Here is a 17,349-nt window from a genome sequence, read left to right as displayed (position 1 = left end):
CGCTCTCAGAGAGCGAGTGCGGTGAGCGCTTTCACGAGCTGATCGATTTCGTAGCGGGTGGTGTACGGGGCCAGGCCGATCGAGACGGCACCACCCTCGTCGTTGACGCCGAGGGCGTCGAGCAGACGGCTGCCGCCATGGACTCCGCTGACACTCCCGATTCCCGCCTGCGCGAGTTGCTCGGACACCTTCACCGCAGGCACACCCTCGACCGTGAAACTCACGGTGGGGACCCGCGTGGGTGCATTGCCCAGCACCATGACGTGATCCAGTGAATTCAGCGCCTTCATCAGGTAGTCGAAGAGACCGTCGTGGTAGTGCTGCAGCGATCCGATCGACAGCTCGAGACGCTCACGACGGGTTCCTGTTGCGGCGTCGTCGAGATTGGCCAGGTAGTCGATGGAGGCCACCACGCCGGCCAGCAACGCGTACTGGTGACTGCTGACCTCGAGCCGTTCGGGCCCCTTGGCCGACGGGTTGAGCGACATCGACGGTAGTTGTTCCAGCAGCGTCGGATCGCGGAAGATCAGCGCGCCGACAGACGGACCACCCCACGCAGCAGCGTCGATCGCAACGACGTCCGCTCCGAGTTCCTTGATGTCGACGTGAGCGTACGGAGCAGCTCCGGCGGCATCGACGACGATCAGTCCACCCACCTCGTGCACCAGATCTGCGGCAACCCTGACATCGGGTGCGCTGCCGACGATCGGCGACGCGGCAGTGACTGCGACGAGCCTGGTGGTGGAGGTGATGAGTTCGTCGAACTGCCACGTGGGCAGCTCGCAGGTATCGATTTCGACTTCGGCCCATTTGACGTGCGCACCGGTTCGGCTGGCTACCCGTAGCCACGGCGCCACGTTCGCTTCCTCGTCGAGACGCGAGAGCACCAGCCCGGTTCCCAGACCGAGCCGCGAGCTCATGGACTCGGCGAGCCACGACAACAGCGTCGCGCGGTCCGGTCCGATGACAACTCCGGACGGGTACGCGCCCACCAGATCGGCGATCGCGACACGAGCGGAGTCGAGCAGAGACGCACTCCGCTTGGCCGCGGTGTTACCCGCCGAATGGTTGGACGCGCTGTGCCGGAACGCCGTGGACACCGCGGTCGACACCCGATCTGGAATCAACATCCCCAGCTGAGGGTCCAGATGAATCCACCGGTCGCCGAGGGAGGGAATGGACCCTCTTACTCGCGCGACGTCGTACCCCATGCCGGACACTCTAAGCGCCGACCGGTGAAGCATGTGTTCCACGTCCCGTTTCGCCAGGGAACGGTTGCCCACTTCGCACGCTCGGTCCCTCCCTGATTCCACAAATTTTTCGACGAGCCGCTTTGTTTTCTCGACGAACTACTGTTCCCGACGACCGAACCAGGATAATCGTCCCGGACGATCGCGCAACGGCGAGCGACGCGTCAAGATGGATACATGACCCAATCCGAGTCGAACAGTGCTCCCGATGACCACGTCGTAGTGATCGGCCCCAATGGAGAACCGCTGGCCCTGAGCCGCGAGGAAGCGACGGCCGCAGCAGCCCGCGCCGCCGGATCGTCGACGAACGAGGATTCCGACGACGGGTCGGGCCTGTCGGAGATGGTCGAGCAGCCCGCCAAGGTCATGCGCATCGGGACGATGATCAAGCAATTGCTCGAGGAAGTGCGCGCCGCTCCGCTCGACGACGCCAGCCGGACGCGTCTCAAGGAAATCCACAAGTCATCGATCCACGAACTCGAGCAGGGACTCGCACCGGAACTGCGCGACGAGCTCGAGCGTCTGGTGTTGCCCTTCGGCGACGACGTGGTCCCCACCGACGCGGAACTGCGGATCGCGCAGGCGCAGCTCGTCGGCTGGCTCGAAGGACTGTTCCACGGCATCCAGACGGCCCTGTTCGCGCAGCAGATGGCCGCCCGCGCCCAACTCGAACAGATGCGTCAGGGCGCGTTGCCTCCCGGTGTGATGGGCGCACCAGCCGGCGGCCACGGCGGCAGCGGTACCGGCCAGTACTTGTAGAAACCGTGCGGGGTGAGCCAGGTTGTCGCGACGGGTAGTGTCGACCGTCGTGTCGGCACCAGCGAAGGATCCCGAGAGCGAGGCAGGAGAACAGATGCCTGCTCCGGTTTCGGACTCACAGACTTATCGGCGCGCGTTCGGCGATCTGCGAACCGGTTTCAATCAGCGCGAACTGTGGCTTCATCTCGGCTGGCAGGACATCAAGCAGCGTTATCGGCGGTCGGTGATCGGTCCGTTCTGGATCACCATCGCCACTGGTGTGCAAGCCATCGCCATGGGTCTGTTGTATTCGGTTCTGCTCAACATCGATTTGCGCGAGTTCCTGCCGCACGTCACCGTCGGGCTCATCATCTGGAACCTCATCAGTGCAGCGATCCTCGAAGGCGGAGACGTCTTCGTTGCCAACGAGGGCCTGATCAAGCAGCTGCCCAGTCCACTGAGCGTGCACGTATATCGACTCGTGTGGCGTCAGCTGCTGCTACTCGGCCACAACCTGCTGATCTACGTGATCATCATCGCGATCTTCTGGCCGCCCGGCGGCCTGCACTGGACCGTGGTCTTCGCGATCCCGGCATTGGCGTTGATTCTGCTCAACGCCGTGTGGGTGTCGATTCTGTTCGGCATCATCGCCACCCGCTACCGGGACATCGCCCCGATCCTCGGCAGCTTCGTCACCCTGATGTTCTTCATGACGCCGATCGTGTGGACCACCTCGGGCCTGCAGCAGATGGGCGGCGAGGCCGCCAATCGCGCCAAGCTCGTCGAGATCAACCCGCTGTTCCATTACCTCGACATCATCCGCGCCCCGCTGATCGGCGAAGATCAGCAGGCGTATCACTGGTACATCGTGCTCGGCTTCACCGTCGTCGGCTGGGCGCTGGCCATTCTCGCTCTCAAGAAGTACCGGGCCCGCGTGCCCTACTGGGTTTAGGGGTCAGCAGTTGTCCATCAGCATCAGTACCCATGACGCATCCGTCGACTTCCCGATCTTCGACGCCAAGACGCGGTCACTGAAGAAGGCATTCCTCGGTAAAGCCGGCGGTGCCATCGACCGCAACTCGTCCGACGTCGTCGTCGTCGAAGCCCTCAAGAACATCACGATGAACCTGAAGGACGGCGATCGCGTCGGCCTGGTGGGTCACAACGGCGCGGGCAAATCGACTCTGCTGCGGCTGCTCTCGGGCATCTACGAGCCGACGCGGGGCAGCGCTACCATCCGGGGCCGCGTCGCGCCGGTGTTCGATCTGGGCGTCGGTATGGACCCGGAGATCTCCGGTTACGAGAACATCATCATTCGTGGCCTGTTCCTCGGCCAGACGCGCAAGCAGATGCTCGCGAAGATGGACGAAATTGCCGACTTCACCGAACTCGGCGATTACCTCGACATGCCGCTGCGCACCTACTCGACGGGTATGCGAGTGCGCGTCGCGATGGGCGTCGTCACCAGCATCGACCCGGAGATCCTGCTGCTCGACGAGGGCATCGGTGCCGTCGACGCAGAGTTCATGAAGAAGGCGCGCCACCGACTGCAGGAATTGGTGAAGCGCTCGGGAATTCTGGTGTTCGCCAGCCACTCCAACGAATTTCTGGCTCAGCTGTGCGACACCGCGATGTGGATCGATCACGGCCAGATTCGGCAACAGGGCGGCATCGAGGACGTGGTGCGGGCCTACGAGGGAAACGACGCGGGAGACCACGTCGCCCAGATCTTGAAGGAGATCGAGCGGGAAGATGCAGCCGGTGCCTGACAAGATTGTCGGGGTCATCGTCACGCACAAGCGCCGTGAGTTGCTGGCTCTCTCGCTCGACGTCATCGGTGCGCAGACTCGTCCCCTCGATCATCTGGTCGTCGTCGACAATGCCGACGAGCCCGCTGTGCGTGAACTGGTGGAATCGTTCGATCTGCCGACGACGTACCTCGGCTCGCAGCACAACCTGGGCGGTGCGGGCGGGTTCGCCCTCGGCATTCTGTACGCACTCTCGCTCGGAGCTGATTGGGTGTTTCTCGCCGACGACGACGGCCGCCCCGAGGGCCCGAAGGTGCTCGAGACCCTGTACGACTGCGCGCTCGCACACGGACTCGACGAGGTCTCTCCCGTGGTGTGCGACATCGATGATCCCGATCGCTTGGCGTTTCCGCTGCGGCGCGGCGTCGAGTGGCGTCGGCTTCGGTCGGAGTTGATCGACCCGGAGAATCCCGACGACGACCTCCTCGAGGGCATCGCGTCCCTGTTCAACGGTGCGCTGTTCAAGGCCTCGACGATCGACGCGGTGGGCGTGCCCGATCTGCGGCTGTTCGTCCGCGGCGACGAGGTGGAAGTACATCGACGATTGCAGCGTTCCGGCCTGAAGTTCGGTACGTGCCTCACTACCGCCTACGTCCACCCCAACGGGGCCGAGGAGTTCAAGCCGATCCTCGGTGGCCGGATGCACACGCAGTACCCCGAGGATGCGACCAAGCGCTACTTCACCTACCGCAACCGTGGCTACCTGATGTCGCAGCCCGGAATGCGAAAGCTCTTGCCGCAGGAGTGGATTCGGTTCACCTGGTTCTTCCTGATCACCACCAGAAACCCTCGCGGTCTGGCAGAGTGGTTTCGGCTGCGTGGGCTCGGCCGTCGAGAGCACTTTCGTAAGCCCTGATGTGTTTGCGAACGCCGCCCCACCGGCTACCGTGTGCCCATGACGGAACCTCGGAAGCTCGCGGATCGCATCAAGTCGTCGGCACGGGAGAAGCTTCAACGGGCCATCGGCGAGGTTCTGGCGCAGCAGACTGCACAGTTGACGGAGCAGACGACTGATCAGCAAGCAACACTGCTCGACGTCCTCGAACGTCAGCGCCGTGAGATCGAGGAATTGCGGGGGTTCGTGCGCGGGCTCGAGCTACGCATGCGACGCGATCTCTTTTTCGCTTCCGAGGTCGAGGCCGCCGCTCAAAGCGCCGAGTTCGCCGAAGAAATGATGTCGACTGCGCCCACCTTTCCGTTGCCGCACGCAACGTTGAGGTTCGCGCTCGGCGAGGTGACCATCCGCGGCATGGCACTCGAATTCGGTGTCGCCAGCGGCACGACGCTGGAGATCATCGCCGAGGAATTGGCGTCGCGAAAGGACGTCACCGTCGTCGCCGGATTCGACGTGTTCTCCGGCCTACCCGAGACCTGGCGTACGGGCTTCCCAAAGGGCCTGTTCGAGCAGGAGAGCATTCCCGAAGTGCCGGGCGCGCAGATAGTCCCCGGCTTGTTCGAGGATTCCCTGCCGGGCTTCCTGAAGGGCCACCACGAGAAGCTGGCCTTCCTGCACCTCGACGCCGACCTGTACTCCTCGACGGTCACCGTACTGGATCTGGTGGCCGATCGACTCGCAGTGGGCACCGTCATCGTGTTCGACGAGTACTTCAACTTCCCCGGCTGGCGCAACCACGAGTACCGGGCGTGGACGGAATTCGTCGCACGCACCGGCACCGAATTCGACTACCTCGGATACACGGTCGACAACGAACAGGTCGTCGTGCGGATTCGCAAGGCTCCCAGAACTCGGACGAACTAGTGCGCGCCCAAGACCTACCGCACCAGCCGCACTACCTGGCTGACGTGAATTGTGTGTTGTTCTTCCACGTGGAATCCCGCTTTCCGGAGTTCCGAGTAGTCGGATGAAGTCTCGAAATTAAAGGGCGGCAACACCCAGGTGTCGTTCGAGGTCAACCGCACAGTTTCGGCCTGGCTGCGGTCCCGATCGGTGAAGTACCAGATGACCTGGCATCCGGCGAGTTCCGGCGCGAGTTCCGACAGCGGGCGTTCCTCGTCCCACAGTTGCCCCGACTCGGCGGCGTCCTTCGCGAGGCCGATGCTGCGTGTTCCGGCAAACGAGGACGGATCGACATCCTCGATCAGCCGCTGCGAGGACGGGTTCCACGCGGAACGCCCGAAGAGAACGCAGTCTCCCGGAGCGACATTGGCTGCTGCGAACTCGTTGGCATAACTGAAATCCATCTGTAGCGGCTTGGCCCACGCCGATCTCTGCTGCAGATACGCCGGCAGCGCGGCCAGAGCTAACACTCCGATGAGCAGCACAGGCAACCATCGCGGCCGACTCACACGATCGAGGGCCACCCCGAGCAACAAGGCCACAGCAGGTGTGGTGAACGTGAAGTACCGGTCGAGGTAAATCGGCGACCGAACGATCGAATAGATCACCATCACGGCCATCGGTACGAGAATCCACGGGATCGCGACCGGCATGGGTCCACGGCGCCAGTCCCCTCCACCGATTCCGCGGGTCCTCCGAACAACCAGTGCAGCAAGGAAAATGACGCCGACAACTACCTCGAACAGAGGCGCGCCGACAAACCACTGGTCGAGCACAACCCTTGGAAAGTTGCTGTCGATAGGCGGTATCCATCCCACCTGGGTCGCCTGCCTGAGCACAATCTTCAAGAAGACGGCGGTGACTACCAGTGCCGTGACGACAGCAGTCGCCCACGGTAGGAAGGACGCGCGAAGCCGACGGCGTGCCAGCATGACCAGCAGATGTACTGCCACCAACGTCGCGAGATACACGAACAGCACAATCGACAGTGCAAGCATCGCGCTGTAGAGAACCCACCACCACCGCGAACGAGCATGCAGTGCAACGAGAAATACCACGGTCAACCACACTGCTGCGGTTGCCGTCAACGCGTAGCTACGCGCTTCGACTGCAGCCCACAACACTCTGGGCAGCAGCGCGAACGCAACACCGGAGAACAGAGCGACTCGCGGTGTGGACAGCCGCGATGCAAGCACCACCACTCCCGCTGCAGCCAACCCCACAGCCACAGCACTCGGAATACGCATCGAGAACTCGGAGAAGCCGAATACTCGGCCCCACAGATGCATTCCGACGTAATAGGCACCGTGGACGATATCGACACCCCGCAACAGCTCCAGCAACTCGCTGAACGAGCGACGACTCGAGTACACCGTGGCGGCCTCGTCGTACCAGTACGACGGAACCCACGACGCGGCGACGCCAATCACGAATGCGAAGACTGCTACTGCGGGCGCAAGCACTCCAGGGGTGCGTTCACCCCTCACTGTCATCGTCCCGCACCGGAGACGATCGAGAGCAGTGCTGTCCATACCCAGAGAGACCCAATCCAGTTCGAGTAGTGACGGTTTCAGCGGTCAGCTGTGCGGCTTCTTCGTGAAGAAGACCACTGACCATGGTCGCACAGCCGACGACCGAACTGTCCGACGCTCGCCGTCTACTTCGCGTCCCGAACTTTCTCCATCAGCACGCGAGCGGCATCGGCCGGGTGCGTGTGGGGCCACCAGTGGCCTGCGTCGACGTGCACGACACTCAGTTCGGGGATCCATCGGTCGAGTCCGCCGTTGAGGTTCGGCGACAGCATGCGGTCGTGTGTCGGAACCACCACGGTGGTCGGGACGCCGCACCGTGGATCGGGTCCACGGAGCACACGCCGCAGCACGTTTGCCCGGTACAGGGCGATGCCGCGCTGCTGATCCGCGGTCGACGGGGCCGGTGCGCCACCACCACTCAGTCGAGCCAACAACCCCGGCACTCGCCTGCCCAGGACGGGCAGATGGAACCCGAAGACGTACCAGGACCTCGCCAGCTGACCGATCAGCGACGGCCATCGATGCGGACGCACCAGACGCGCCCGCGCCACTTGCCGCAGGTGATCGAGACTGGGCCCCGACACCGACGTGTACGACGCGAACGCGGTGGCCGCCCGAGGCGAGGCCATCGCCTCCCACATCTGAACCGACCCCCAGTCGTGGGCGAAGACATGCACCTTGCCGGTGAGCCCGGGAATCGACTCGACCACCGCGAAGGCGTCCCGCGCCAGCTGCTCGATGGCAACGTCCGCCGCGGGCTCGAGCACGGATGCTCCACTACCGCGCGTGTCGTAGGCGATCATTCGAACCGTGTCGCCGAGCTCGGCGATCAGCCGATCGAACACGTGATGGTTGTCGGGATAGCCGTGCACCAGCAGCACCGTCGAGCGCGCGGACGGGTTGCCGTACTCGAATACGGGAAGCTCGGCTCCGGACGTGCGTACCGTCCAGCCGGTCATCCCGCGTCCGTCAGAGCCTGCAGAGTGCCACCACGCAACAGGTGAGCAATCATCCTCAGCCGCATGGCCTCTTGCTCGGGCTGCGGATGCACCACCGCCGCCAGCGCCTCTCCGTCGAGCAGGTGCACCACGCTGAAGATCACCGTCTCCAGCTGCCGTGGCTCTATCACTCCCGCGATCGGTAACGTACGAGCAAGTTCGGCGATCTGCTCGTGATATCGAACAGTAAACGGGTGCAATCTTTCTCGCAGTTCCTCGTCACTGCGCGCGGCGGTCAACAGCTCGTACCAGGCCCCGTTGATCGGCGCGCGGCACGCAGACCGCAATAGTTCGAGGCAGTGCTCGATCGATGCGCTCCCGAAACCGGACAGGCCATGACGAAACTCCACGAACTGACGCCTGCGAACCTCGTCGGCTGCAGCGACGATCAGATCGAACCTGGTGTCGAAATGGCGAAACATGGCCCCGGACGACACCCCCGCGCGGCTGACGATCTCACTGACACTGGTTGCGGCGTAGCCCTTCTCGCACAACGAGGCGATGGTCGCGTCGAGCAGTTTTCCGATGGTTTCGGTTCGGCGCTGCTGTTGACTGGGGCTCACACACGCTCCCGGCGACGAGGAGCCGTCGGAGTGCCTGCGCGCAGGAAGCTACCCGCACGCTCCGACACACCGAACCACGGAGCAAAGGTGCCGCCGGAGAACACCACTCGGCCCGCGATCAGAGTGGCGGTGACAGCACGATCATTGCGATTGACCATCCGGCTCAGGCCACCGAACTCCGGCATGGTCTCCTCTCGGTAGGCCAGGACCTCGTCGTCCAGACCGTTCGGGTCGATCACGACGATATCGGCACGATCGCCCACCCGAAGGTGTCCGGCGTCGACTCCGTAGAAGTCCGCCAACTCACCACTGAGCTTGTGCACGGCCTTCTCGACGGTCATGAACGGCTTTCGATCGTGCTGCGCGTCGTGCACGCGGTGGAGTAACCGAATGCCGAAGTTGTAGAACGCCATGTTGCGCAGATGAGCACCGGCATCGGAGAATCCCACCGTCACTCCGGGCTGGTTGATCAGTTTGTCCATCTGCTTCTTGCGATGATTGGCAACCGTAGTGTGCCAGCGCAGCTTTCGCCCGTGCTCGACCACCAGATCGAGGAAGGCGTCGACGACGTGCACACCACGCTCGGCCGCGACCTCAGCAATGTTCTTGCCGACGACCGACGCGTCGGGGCACTCGGTGATCTCGGCGTCGGCGAAATCCCGATGCCAGACGCGCGAGCTGAACTTCTTCTCGAAATCGGCGCGGAACCAACGACGGTATGCCTCGTCCGAGAGCAACTCGTTGCGGCCCAATTCTTCTCGTAGATGAAGAGCAGCGCGACCCGAGCCGAACTCCTCGAACACGACAAGATCGATACCGTCGGAGTAGACGTCGAACGTCGTCGGCAAGTGCTGCCACCGGAACTGGCCCTTTCCCGGTCCGTTGACGATACGCGCGAGCGGACCGAAAGCCCGGTGAATCCAGGGCGACGCCTTGGCATCCGCCGCCGCCAGCAGCGAGATCTTGAGCGGAGTGCGGCCGATGCCGGTGGCCGAGGCGAGGAAGAACAGCATGTCGTACTTAGTGTTCAGGTTCGGAATGCTCTGCAGCAACCGCCCGCGTCGACGCAGAATCTTGTGCAGAGAACGGAACTCGCTCCACCGCGCGTACGAGGACGGCAACGAACGTGACCGGTATCGATCGCCGTCGAGCTTGTCCCACGGATTCGTCATGGTCGACATTCCGAGCAGCCCGGCATCGAGCGCCTTCTCGAGCGCGTCGGACATGGCGCGCCATTCCTCGCGGGTGGGCTTCTGGCTGCGATCGGTGGAGCGGTCCAAACCCATGACGTGCGCGCGCAGATCCGAATGCCCGACCATTGCAGCGATATTGGGACCGAGAGGTAGGCGCTCGAGCGTTGCTATGTACTCGTCGGGGCTCGTCCACGTCTTGTGCGTGTCGACGGCCTTGAGCACATGATCGCGCGGCAGCGCCTCGACCCGACTGAACAGGTCCGCGATGTCGACCGGGGTGGAGTAGAGCGTCGACAACGAACAGTTCCCCAGCAGAACGGTCGTGACCCCGTGCCGGACGGATTCCTCGAGACCGGGCCCGACGAGCACTTCTGCGTCGTAATGGGTGTGCACGTCCACGAAGCCCGGGGTGACCCACTTGCCGGTGGCGTCGACCACCTCGGTCGTTGCGCCCGCCTCGAGCGGTGTGGAGGACACAGCCCGTACGACGCCGTCGACGATGCCAACATCGGCTCGCACCCCCGGGCCGCCGGATCCGTCGTAGACGGTGCCGCCGGTGATGACAACGTCGAAAGGAATATTCGGGTTCATGTGACCTCCGTCATAGGATGACGAAACTCTAACTTAGAGAGTGATCGCTCGCAATAGCCGATGTGCTGCCGACATCTGCGTCACGCACGCGTCGACGTTTCGGTTCCCGGACACCTCGAGAGCTACAGTCGAGTGTCTTTGCCCGAACTCACGGAGTTGACCCCTTGCCCACCACGGATACCCAGACGATGAGCAGCTCGCTGCCCGACGGCAGACGAGAGCGCCTCGTATGGGGCGCGGCGGTCGCCGTAGTCGTCGTGTTGGGCTACCTCCTGATACTCAGCGTCGACCCGCGCTTCTTCTACATCGACGACACCGAATCCGGTGCCGTTCCCAACTGGCTCCAGCTCGGGCGCATCATGCGCGACGGTCACTTTCCGTCCCTGGTGCTCGACCAATGGATGGCGGGCAATTATCCCGTCGAAGGCCAGGGCGGTCTGTGGAACCCGGTGCAGATGGCGATCAACTACATCTCGCCGTCGATCGACAACCTGGTACTGCTCGCCACGACGGTCAAACTCGGCTTCTCGATCCTGCTGGCCTGGGGCGTCTATCGCGTCGCACTCACCTACGGAGCGCGCGCCGACTGGGCTGCCGTCGCAGGCGCGAGTGCACCGTTCGTCGGCTTCACCCTGTTCTTCGAGAACACCTCGTGGGTGACCGCACTCATCGGCACCGCTTACATCACCAACGCGTGGGCGAGCTCGGTGAAGTGCGCCCGCGGCCGCAGCGGACCCGTCGTACCGTTCGTGTTCCTCTACTTGGCCATCAGCGTGGGCTATGTGCACGCTGCGGTCATGGCCGGCGTCATGATCGGCTCCGTCGCGATCGGCGAACGGTTGTTCCAACGCCTGTGGCGTCCTGCGCTGAAGGTGTGCAGTGTCGGTATCGCCGCGGCCGCGTGCGGGGCTGTCACCTTCCTCCCTGGAGTCATGACCTCGGCTGTCACCTGGCGCAGCGGTGACGAGGGAACCTTCAACGACAACTTCCTGACGGCACCGTGGTCGGAATCACTGACCGCGAGCGTGCCGACGGCTGTGACGAGCATCGAATCGTGGTCGGGTGAGACCACTCTGGCACCGGTCACCTACATCGCCTGGTTCGTCGTGCCCGCGCTCGCGTTCATTGCGTGGCGTCGGGTGCCCGCGGCCTTGCGCGAGCTGGCCGCACCGCTGATCCTGTTGGTATTCGCACTGGTCTTCACAGCCGGGCCGAGCGATATCGGCCCCATCCGCTGGCCCGCGCGCATCCTTCCCTTCGTCGCCATCGTCGCGCTGATTCTCGCGGTCACCCTGCTCAGTCGTTACGGCACTCTGGACAAGCTGCGGCCCCGGTTGCTCGCTGCCGGTCTTCTGACAGTGGTGTTACTGCTGCGCGCGGGCTCCTCGGGACCGGAGTTCTTCGGCCGCCACGTCCTCGCTGCGCTGGCCATCCTGCTCGTCGGCGCACTCGCGCTACTGCTGACCCACCGATTCTCCACCAGGGCGACGGCAGCACTGCTGCTCGCAACGATCGCACCGGTCGCGATGTATCAGGTGGCCACCTACGATCCGCCGTTCACCAAATGGTGGCTACCCGCGTCGCAATCCGAGGCCAAGGCCGAGTTCCCGCAGTGGCAGGGCGCAACCCTGCAACTCGGCAACCGCGCACTGACCGAGACCGCAGCACAGGGCCCCGACGACCCGCAGCTGCCCTGGCACTCCCAGGTGTACGGCAACTCCGCCAAGATCATGGGCCTGGACTACGTCAACGCGTACACCCCCGTCGGATATCTCGACTTCGCCAACCTGCTGTGCTTCGAGCACGAAGGATCGACCTGCAAGGACGCCTTTCGGCGCGTGTTCGAGATCGAGCCGTACACCGGCAAAACCTACGCCGACCTGATGCAACTCGATCGAATCGTGCTGCAGAAGAACCAGTATCCGCTCGCGAACTCCCGGCCCGCACCCGCAGGCTGGCAGTGGGTGACCGCTCCCACGCCCGAGTCCGCTCGCCAGATCTACGTCCTCGAACGTGTCGACGGTCTGATTCCCACGACGTCGGGACGCGTCGTCGCGACGGTGAACGCCACGGCCGAGACCCGCAGCTTCGACGCCGACTCCGAGCACGTCGACGTCAGTGCACCCGACGGCGGAAGCGTTGTTTTTTCGCGACTGGCCTGGCCCGGGTACACCGCGACGCTCAACGGTGAGGAGCTGCAGACGAAGGGCCTGGCCGACATCTTCCTGTACGTCGACCTGCCGCCCGGCACCGAGAACGCCGACCTGGAGATCACTTTCCGACCGCCCGGCGAACGACTCGGATTGGCTGCGATGGCAGGCGGAGTGCTGGTGCTGATCGGCCTGGTGGTGCTCGATGTGCGACGACGCAGAAGCTCTTCCGCGGCGAAGTTCGATGGTAATGGCAAGAGCAGATAGGGTCAGACCCCGTGATGTCCGACGATTCTGCTGCTGATCCGCACCGCATTTCCATCGTGGTTCCGGTGTATCAGGGCGAACGGACGCTCAGCGCGTTGATCGACGAGATCATTCCGTTGACCCAGGTGGTACACACTCCTCTCGGCCGACCGATGATCGTCGAAGAGGTTCTGCTCGTCTTCGATCACGGGCCCGACAACTCCGCTGCAGTCATTCGGCAGCTCACCGAAGCGCACCCGTTCGTTCGTGGTGTCTGGCTCAGTCGCAATTTCGGCCAACACCCCGCCACGCTGGCCGGTATGGCATCGAGTGGTGGTGAGTGGATCGTCACGATGGACGAGGACGGTCAACACGACCCGGCTGCCATCGGCGGCATGCTCGATACTGCCCTCGACCGGCAGTCCACCGTGGTCTACGCCAAGCCCACCAATGTCGCGCCGCACGGGTTGTGGCGCAATGCGGCCTCCCGGGGATCGAAGTGGCTGATCGCCAAAGCTCTGGCCGGGGACAACACCGTCGATTACCAGAGTTACCGCCTGGTGCTCGGCGAAGTCGGCCGTTCCGTCGCCGCGTACGCCGGTTCCGAGGCGTACCTGGACATCGCCCTCGGGTGGATCGCAGGCGACGTCTCGACGAGCCCTGTGGCGTTGCGGGAAGAGGTGGACCGTCGATCGGGCTACCGATTGCGGACACTGCTCTCGCACTTCTGGCGGATGGTGCTCTCGAGCGGCACCAAGGGACTGCGGTTGGTCAGCTTCATCGGAATCGCCTTCGCACTGCTCGGCCTGATTCTCGTCGCCTACGTACTGATTTCGTACTTCGTGTTCGATTCCGGTGCCGAGGTGCGCGGCTGGGCATCGACGATGGTCATCCTGCTGTTCGGTTTCGGAGCCACGCTGTTCTCACTTGGAGTGGTGGCCGAATACGTGGGCGTCAACGTCAAGACCGCCATGGGTAAGCCGCCGTACCTCATCGTCACCGATCCCGGAAACGGCCCGCTCGGACGCACCGCGCCGGCACAATCAGTCGAAAATTCACAGCCGACCGACAACACACAACCGACGTGACCGCGACGCACACCTGGATCGTCGGCAGCGGCGGGCTACTCGGCGCTGCAGCGACCCGGGAAGTGCAACGCCGCGGGCATCGCGTGTACACCAGCACGATCCCCTGGACGAACAATGCGTTGGCCGAAGAAGCTCTGCTGCAACGCTGTTCGAAATTTTTCGACTCGTTCGACGACGGTCCGTGGAACGTGATCTGGGCCGCGGGTGCGGGCGTGAACGGCACCAGCGCAGCGCAGTTCGCTCAGGAGAACGAGCTCATTCACGCAGTCCTCTCGCGTATCGAAGCAGTCGCCGTCAATCGTGCCGACGCCGGAACGGTCTTCCTCGCCTCGTCCGCAGGGGGCGTGTACGCCGGCGCACTCGGAGCGCCGCATCACGAGGGCACGCAGCCGGTTCCGTTGGGCGACTACGGTTTCGCGAAGCTCGAGTCCGAGTCGATCGCGACCGACTTCGGGGTGCGCACCGGTATCAATGTGGCGATCGGCCGTTTCGCGAACCTCTACGGCCCGGGGCAGAATCTCGCAAAACCGCAAGGCCTGATCTCACACCTGTGCCGTGGATACCTGATGGCCTCGCCCGTGTCCATCTTCGTACCGATGGATACGCTGCGCGACTATCTCTACGTGTCCGATGCGGCCGAGATGGTGGCCGACACCCTCGAGATGTCTGCCGGGCAACGAATGCCGCCCACGATCAAGATCTTCGCCTCGGGCGAGGCCGTCACGATCGGTTCGATCCTCGGAGCATGCCGCACCGTCTTTCGCCGACGGCCGAACGTGGTGCTCGCCGCATCGCCACTCGCGGCGTTCCAAGGCCGTGATCTGCGACTGCGGTCGACTGTCTGGCCGGAAATCGATCGCCGCACCCATCGCACGTTGCCCGCAGGCATCGCGTCGACCTTGGTCGCGACGCGTCAAGCACTGGGGGTCGGCCGATGACCGAGCCGCAGACTCCCGCTCCCCCGGCCGGCATGAGCGGTGCGCCCGGGCCTCTGATGCGCATCGTCAAGAATCAGAAGATCGCATTCCTGCTGGTCGGTGGTGTCAACACCGCGTTGGGTACCGCGTGGTTCGTCCTGTGGCAGTTGCTGATCGGTGAACGGTACGGCTATCACGCCGCCATCGTGCTCGGCTACCTGTGCAACGTGCTGTGCGCGTTCGCGATGTACCGCTACCTGGTGTTTCGAGTGCGCGGGCACTTCTTCCGAGACCTGCTTCGCTTCTTCGTGGTCAACTTCGGGGCGTTCCTCGCGAACATCTCGTTGATGACCATCGCCGTATCGGTACTCCACTTCCCGCCCATCCCTTCACAATTGGTCGTCACAGCAGTGATGGCAGTCGTCAGCTTCTTCGGCTACCGCGACTTCTCGTTTCGCAGAAAGAGTCAGGCCCCCACACCATGACACCCCGAGTTTCCGTCGTCGTCCCGGCATACAACAACGCCGAATACCTGGCCGAGACCATCGATTCGATCCTTGCCCAGACGTACACGGACTTCGAACTGGTCATCGCCGATCATTCCTCGACCGACGGAACCCTGGCCGTCGCGCAGAAGTTCGACGACCCCCGGATTCGCCTCCTGACCACCCCGGCCGGTGGCGGTGCGCAGGCCAACTGGAATCGCGTGACAGCCGAGGCCACTGGCGAATTGATCAAACTCGTCTGCGGCGACGACACCATCGCTCCCACCGCGTTGGCCACCCAGGTGAAGGCCTTCGACGACACCCCGTCCGCCGTCCTGGTTGCCTCGCAGCGCACCCTCATCGACGCCTACGGCAAAACCGTCATCGCCGCGCGCGGACTCGGCGGACTGCAGGGACGGGTCTCCGGCCGCGTCGCAGCCCGAACGGCAGTTCGGGCCGGTGCCAACATCTTCGGTGAGCCGGGCGGCGTCATGATGAAGCTGTCGGAGTTGCGCGAGATCGGACTGTGGGACAACAGCCATCCCTACCTGATCGACCAGGCCACCTTCATCGCGGTCGCGCTCCGCGGAGACATCGTCGCCATCCCGCAGCCGTTGGCGTCGTTCCGTATCAACTCGGGACAGTGGAGCGTCGAGTTGGCCACGCAGCAGGCGCGTCAAGCTGCAGACTTCCACCGCTCACTCCGGGCAAGCGATCCGACGTTGCTGTCCAGCAGCGACGTTCGCATCGGAAACGCCAAGGCTCTGATAACGTCCTTCATGCGTCGTGCGGTGTATGTGCTGCTGCGACATCGGATGTCGCGCAGCAGTTAAGGCAGAACGGATTCCTTGGTCGCATAGACGGCCTCGGTGGCGTCCTTCTGCGGTCGCCACCACTGCTCGTTGTCTCGGTACCAGTCGACGGTGGCTTTCAATCCGGCACGGAAGTCGACATAGGTTGGCGTCCAGCCCAATTCGGTACGCAGCTTGGTGGAGTCGATGGCGTAGCGCAGATCGTGGCCGGGGCGGTCGGTGACGAAATCGAAGGCGTCGGGCTCATGGCCGGTCTCTTCGAGGATCGCTTCGAGGACGGTGCGGTTGTTCGCTTCGCCGTCGGCTCCGATGAGGTAGGTCTCGCCGATACGGCCACCGTCGATGATGGCCCAGACCGCACTGTTGTGATCGTCGACGTGGATCCAGTCGCGCACGTTCTGGCCTGCGCCGTAGAGCTTGGGGCGCGATCCGCTGAGGATGTTGGTGATCTGACGCGGGATGAACTTCTCCACGTGCTGGTACGGGCCGTAGTTGTTGGAGCAGTTGGAGATGGTGGAGCGGACCCCGAATGATCGGGTCCAGGCGCGCACCAGCAGATCGCTCGAGGCTTTGGTCGAGGAGTACGGGCTCGACGGGTTGTACGGGGTCGACTCGGTGAACCTGGCCGGATCGTCGAGTTCGAGATCGCCGTAGACCTCGTCGGTGGAGATGTGGTGGTAGCGCACGTCGTGTTCGCGGACCGCATTGAGCAACGTGGTGGTTCCGATGACGTTGGTGTGCACGAAAGGCCACGGGTCGGTCAACGAGTTGTCGTTGTGGGATTCGGCGGCGAAGTGGACGACCAGGTCGGTCTCGCGGACGAGCCCGTCGACGAGGTCGGCGTCGGCGATGTCGCCGTGCACGAAGTCGATGCGGTCGGCCACCGGGGCGAGGGAGGCCTTGTTGCCGGCGTAGGTGAGCTTGTCGAGCACGGTGACCTGGGAGTCGGGGCGCTGCGCGAGGGTCTGATGTACGAAGTTCGCGCCGATGAACCCGGCCCCACCCGTGACAAGAATTCTCATGATCAGGCACTTTACCGGTGGAGACTCGTGCGGGCATGTCGCTGCACGGGATGCTCCACTCGAGGCCCCAACGGGGAGGATGCCGGCGATGAGTCCTTCGAGTGGAGCACTAGTTGCACCGCTCAGGCGGTCGGCCATTGTTGTCGGGCGCGCGTGCT

At 63.7% G+C, this 17,349-nt stretch carries 16 protein-coding genes; 10 read left to right on the top strand and 6 right to left on the bottom strand.

What is annotated here, in order from left to right; translation table 11 throughout:
• Nucleotides 1-5: 5 nt before the first annotated feature.
• Nucleotides 6-1,211 (bottom strand): cysteine desulfurase-like protein, encoded by a 1,206-nt coding sequence (locus tag AC5WEY_RS05750; protein WP_495645044.1) that lies wholly within the window; start codon nt 1,209-1,211, stop codon nt 6-8.
• A gap of 216 nt (nt 1,212-1,427) precedes the next feature.
• Between AC5WEY_RS05750 and AC5WEY_RS05745 the strand changes: the two genes are divergently transcribed.
• The 5 genes from AC5WEY_RS05745 to AC5WEY_RS05725 all read left to right on the top strand — a co-directional run bounded on the left by AC5WEY_RS05745 (nt 1,428) and on the right by AC5WEY_RS05725 (nt 5,555).
• Entirely contained in the window at nt 1,428-2,009 is a 582-nt protein-coding gene (locus AC5WEY_RS05745; RefSeq protein ID WP_495645043.1) for a bacterial proteasome activator family protein, read from the top strand.
• 94 nt (nt 2,010-2,103) lie between these two features.
• Nucleotides 2,104-2,940: a galactan export ABC transporter permease subunit Wzm/RfbD gene (gene wzm, locus AC5WEY_RS05740; protein WP_200936603.1), complete on the top strand. Its 837-nt coding sequence runs from the start codon at nt 2,104-2,106 to the stop codon at nt 2,938-2,940.
• Nucleotides 2,941-2,956: 16 nt separating this feature from the next.
• Complete coding sequence (gene wzt / locus AC5WEY_RS05735) at nt 2,957-3,757, top strand: galactan export ABC transporter ATP-binding subunit Wzt/RfbE (protein WP_495645536.1); 801 nt, start codon at nt 2,957-2,959, stop codon at nt 3,755-3,757.
• On the top strand, nt 3,741-4,652 hold the full coding sequence (glfT1, locus tag AC5WEY_RS05730; RefSeq protein WP_495645042.1) for a galactofuranosyltransferase GlfT1: 912 nt from the start codon (nt 3,741-3,743) through the stop codon (nt 4,650-4,652). The genes wzt and glfT1 overlap by 17 nt, the downstream gene beginning before the upstream one ends.
• Nucleotides 4,653-4,691: 39 nt before the next feature.
• On the top strand, nt 4,692-5,555 hold the full coding sequence (locus AC5WEY_RS05725; RefSeq protein ID WP_495645041.1) for a TylF/MycF/NovP-related O-methyltransferase: 864 nt from the start codon (nt 4,692-4,694) through the stop codon (nt 5,553-5,555).
• Nucleotides 5,556-5,569: 14 nt separating this feature from the next.
• Here the strand turns inward: AC5WEY_RS05725 and AC5WEY_RS05720 are convergent, their stop codons facing one another.
• The 4 genes from AC5WEY_RS05720 to AC5WEY_RS05705 all read right to left on the bottom strand — a co-directional run bounded on the left by AC5WEY_RS05720 (nt 5,570) and on the right by AC5WEY_RS05705 (nt 10,471).
• Nucleotides 5,570-7,087 (bottom strand): glycosyltransferase family 39 protein, encoded by a 1,518-nt coding sequence (locus AC5WEY_RS05720; protein WP_495645040.1) that lies wholly within the window; start codon nt 7,085-7,087, stop codon nt 5,570-5,572.
• Between the two features lie 164 nt (nt 7,088-7,251).
• Entirely contained in the window at nt 7,252-8,085 is an 834-nt protein-coding gene (locus tag AC5WEY_RS05715) for an alpha/beta fold hydrolase (RefSeq protein WP_495645039.1), read from the bottom strand.
• On the bottom strand, nt 8,082-8,687 hold the full coding sequence (locus AC5WEY_RS05710) for a TetR/AcrR family transcriptional regulator (RefSeq protein WP_495645038.1): 606 nt from the start codon (nt 8,685-8,687) through the stop codon (nt 8,082-8,084). Before AC5WEY_RS05710 ends, AC5WEY_RS05715 begins: the two co-directional genes overlap by 4 nt.
• Entirely contained in the window at nt 8,684-10,471 is a 1,788-nt protein-coding gene (locus AC5WEY_RS05705; RefSeq protein ID WP_495645037.1) for an N-acyl-D-amino-acid deacylase family protein, read from the bottom strand. Before AC5WEY_RS05705 ends, AC5WEY_RS05710 begins: the two co-directional genes overlap by 4 nt.
• Before the next feature lie 188 nt (nt 10,472-10,659).
• Between AC5WEY_RS05705 and AC5WEY_RS05700 the strand changes: the two genes are divergently transcribed.
• From AC5WEY_RS05700 to AC5WEY_RS05680, 5 genes are read left to right on the top strand one after another with little or no spacing between them, the layout of a single operon-like run.
• Nucleotides 10,660-12,888 (top strand): hypothetical protein, encoded by a 2,229-nt coding sequence (locus AC5WEY_RS05700; RefSeq protein ID WP_495645036.1) that lies wholly within the window; start codon nt 10,660-10,662, stop codon nt 12,886-12,888.
• A 14-nt stretch (nt 12,889-12,902) separates the two neighbouring features.
• On the top strand, nt 12,903-13,955 hold the full coding sequence (locus AC5WEY_RS05695) for a glycosyltransferase (protein WP_495645035.1): 1,053 nt from the start codon (nt 12,903-12,905) through the stop codon (nt 13,953-13,955).
• Nucleotides 13,952-14,893: an NAD-dependent epimerase/dehydratase family protein gene (locus tag AC5WEY_RS05690; protein ID WP_495645034.1), complete on the top strand. Its 942-nt coding sequence runs from the start codon at nt 13,952-13,954 to the stop codon at nt 14,891-14,893. The genes AC5WEY_RS05695 and AC5WEY_RS05690 overlap by 4 nt, the downstream gene beginning before the upstream one ends.
• Complete coding sequence (locus AC5WEY_RS05685) at nt 14,890-15,357, top strand: GtrA family protein (RefSeq protein WP_495645033.1); 468 nt, start codon at nt 14,890-14,892, stop codon at nt 15,355-15,357. The genes AC5WEY_RS05690 and AC5WEY_RS05685 overlap by 4 nt, the downstream gene beginning before the upstream one ends.
• Nucleotides 15,354-16,190 (top strand): glycosyltransferase family 2 protein, encoded by an 837-nt coding sequence (locus AC5WEY_RS05680; RefSeq protein ID WP_495645032.1) that lies wholly within the window; start codon nt 15,354-15,356, stop codon nt 16,188-16,190. Before AC5WEY_RS05685 ends, AC5WEY_RS05680 begins: the two co-directional genes overlap by 4 nt.
• Here AC5WEY_RS05680 and rfbB read toward each other — a convergent pair.
• Nucleotides 16,187-17,191 carry a dTDP-glucose 4,6-dehydratase gene (gene rfbB / locus AC5WEY_RS05675; RefSeq protein ID WP_495645031.1) on the bottom strand — a complete coding sequence of 335 codons (1,005 nt, stop codon included), beginning with the start codon at nt 17,189-17,191 and terminating at the stop codon, nt 16,187-16,189. The two genes, AC5WEY_RS05680 and rfbB, sit on opposite strands and share 4 nt — an antisense overlap.
• Nucleotides 17,192-17,349: the final 158 nt, after the last annotated feature.

This window comes from Rhodococcoides sp. S146-33, from assembly GCF_059489205.1.
This window is presented reverse-complemented; position numbering and strand designations above follow the sequence as displayed.

Bases quoted from the DNA above. Each gene is read 5' to 3' on its own strand.
- AC5WEY_RS05750 (WP_495645044.1), bottom strand. From the start codon at position 1,211: ATGGGGTACGACGTCGCGCGAGTAAGAGGGTCCATTCCCTCCCTCGGC.
- AC5WEY_RS05745 (WP_495645043.1), top strand. From the start codon at position 1,428: ATGACCCAATCCGAGTCGAACAGTGCTCCCGATGACCACGTCGTAGTG.
- wzm (WP_200936603.1), top strand. From the start codon at position 2,104: ATGCCTGCTCCGGTTTCGGACTCACAGACTTATCGGCGCGCGTTCGGC.
- glfT1 (WP_495645042.1), top strand. From the start codon at position 3,741: ATGCAGCCGGTGCCTGACAAGATTGTCGGGGTCATCGTCACGCACAAG.
- AC5WEY_RS05725 (WP_495645041.1), top strand. From the start codon at position 4,692: ATGACGGAACCTCGGAAGCTCGCGGATCGCATCAAGTCGTCGGCACGG.
- AC5WEY_RS05720 (WP_495645040.1), bottom strand. From the start codon at position 7,087: ATGACAGTGAGGGGTGAACGCACCCCTGGAGTGCTTGCGCCCGCAGTA.
- AC5WEY_RS05715 (WP_495645039.1), bottom strand. From the start codon at position 8,085: ATGACCGGCTGGACGGTACGCACGTCCGGAGCCGAGCTTCCCGTATTC.
- AC5WEY_RS05705 (WP_495645037.1), bottom strand. From the start codon at position 10,471: ATGAACCCGAATATTCCTTTCGACGTTGTCATCACCGGCGGCACCGTC.
- AC5WEY_RS05700 (WP_495645036.1), top strand. From the start codon at position 10,660: ATGAGCAGCTCGCTGCCCGACGGCAGACGAGAGCGCCTCGTATGGGGC.
- AC5WEY_RS05695 (WP_495645035.1), top strand. From the start codon at position 12,903: ATGTCCGACGATTCTGCTGCTGATCCGCACCGCATTTCCATCGTGGTT.
- AC5WEY_RS05685 (WP_495645033.1), top strand. From the start codon at position 14,890: ATGACCGAGCCGCAGACTCCCGCTCCCCCGGCCGGCATGAGCGGTGCG.
- AC5WEY_RS05680 (WP_495645032.1), top strand. From the start codon at position 15,354: ATGACACCCCGAGTTTCCGTCGTCGTCCCGGCATACAACAACGCCGAA.
- rfbB (WP_495645031.1), bottom strand. From the start codon at position 17,191: ATGAGAATTCTTGTCACGGGTGGGGCCGGGTTCATCGGCGCGAACTTC.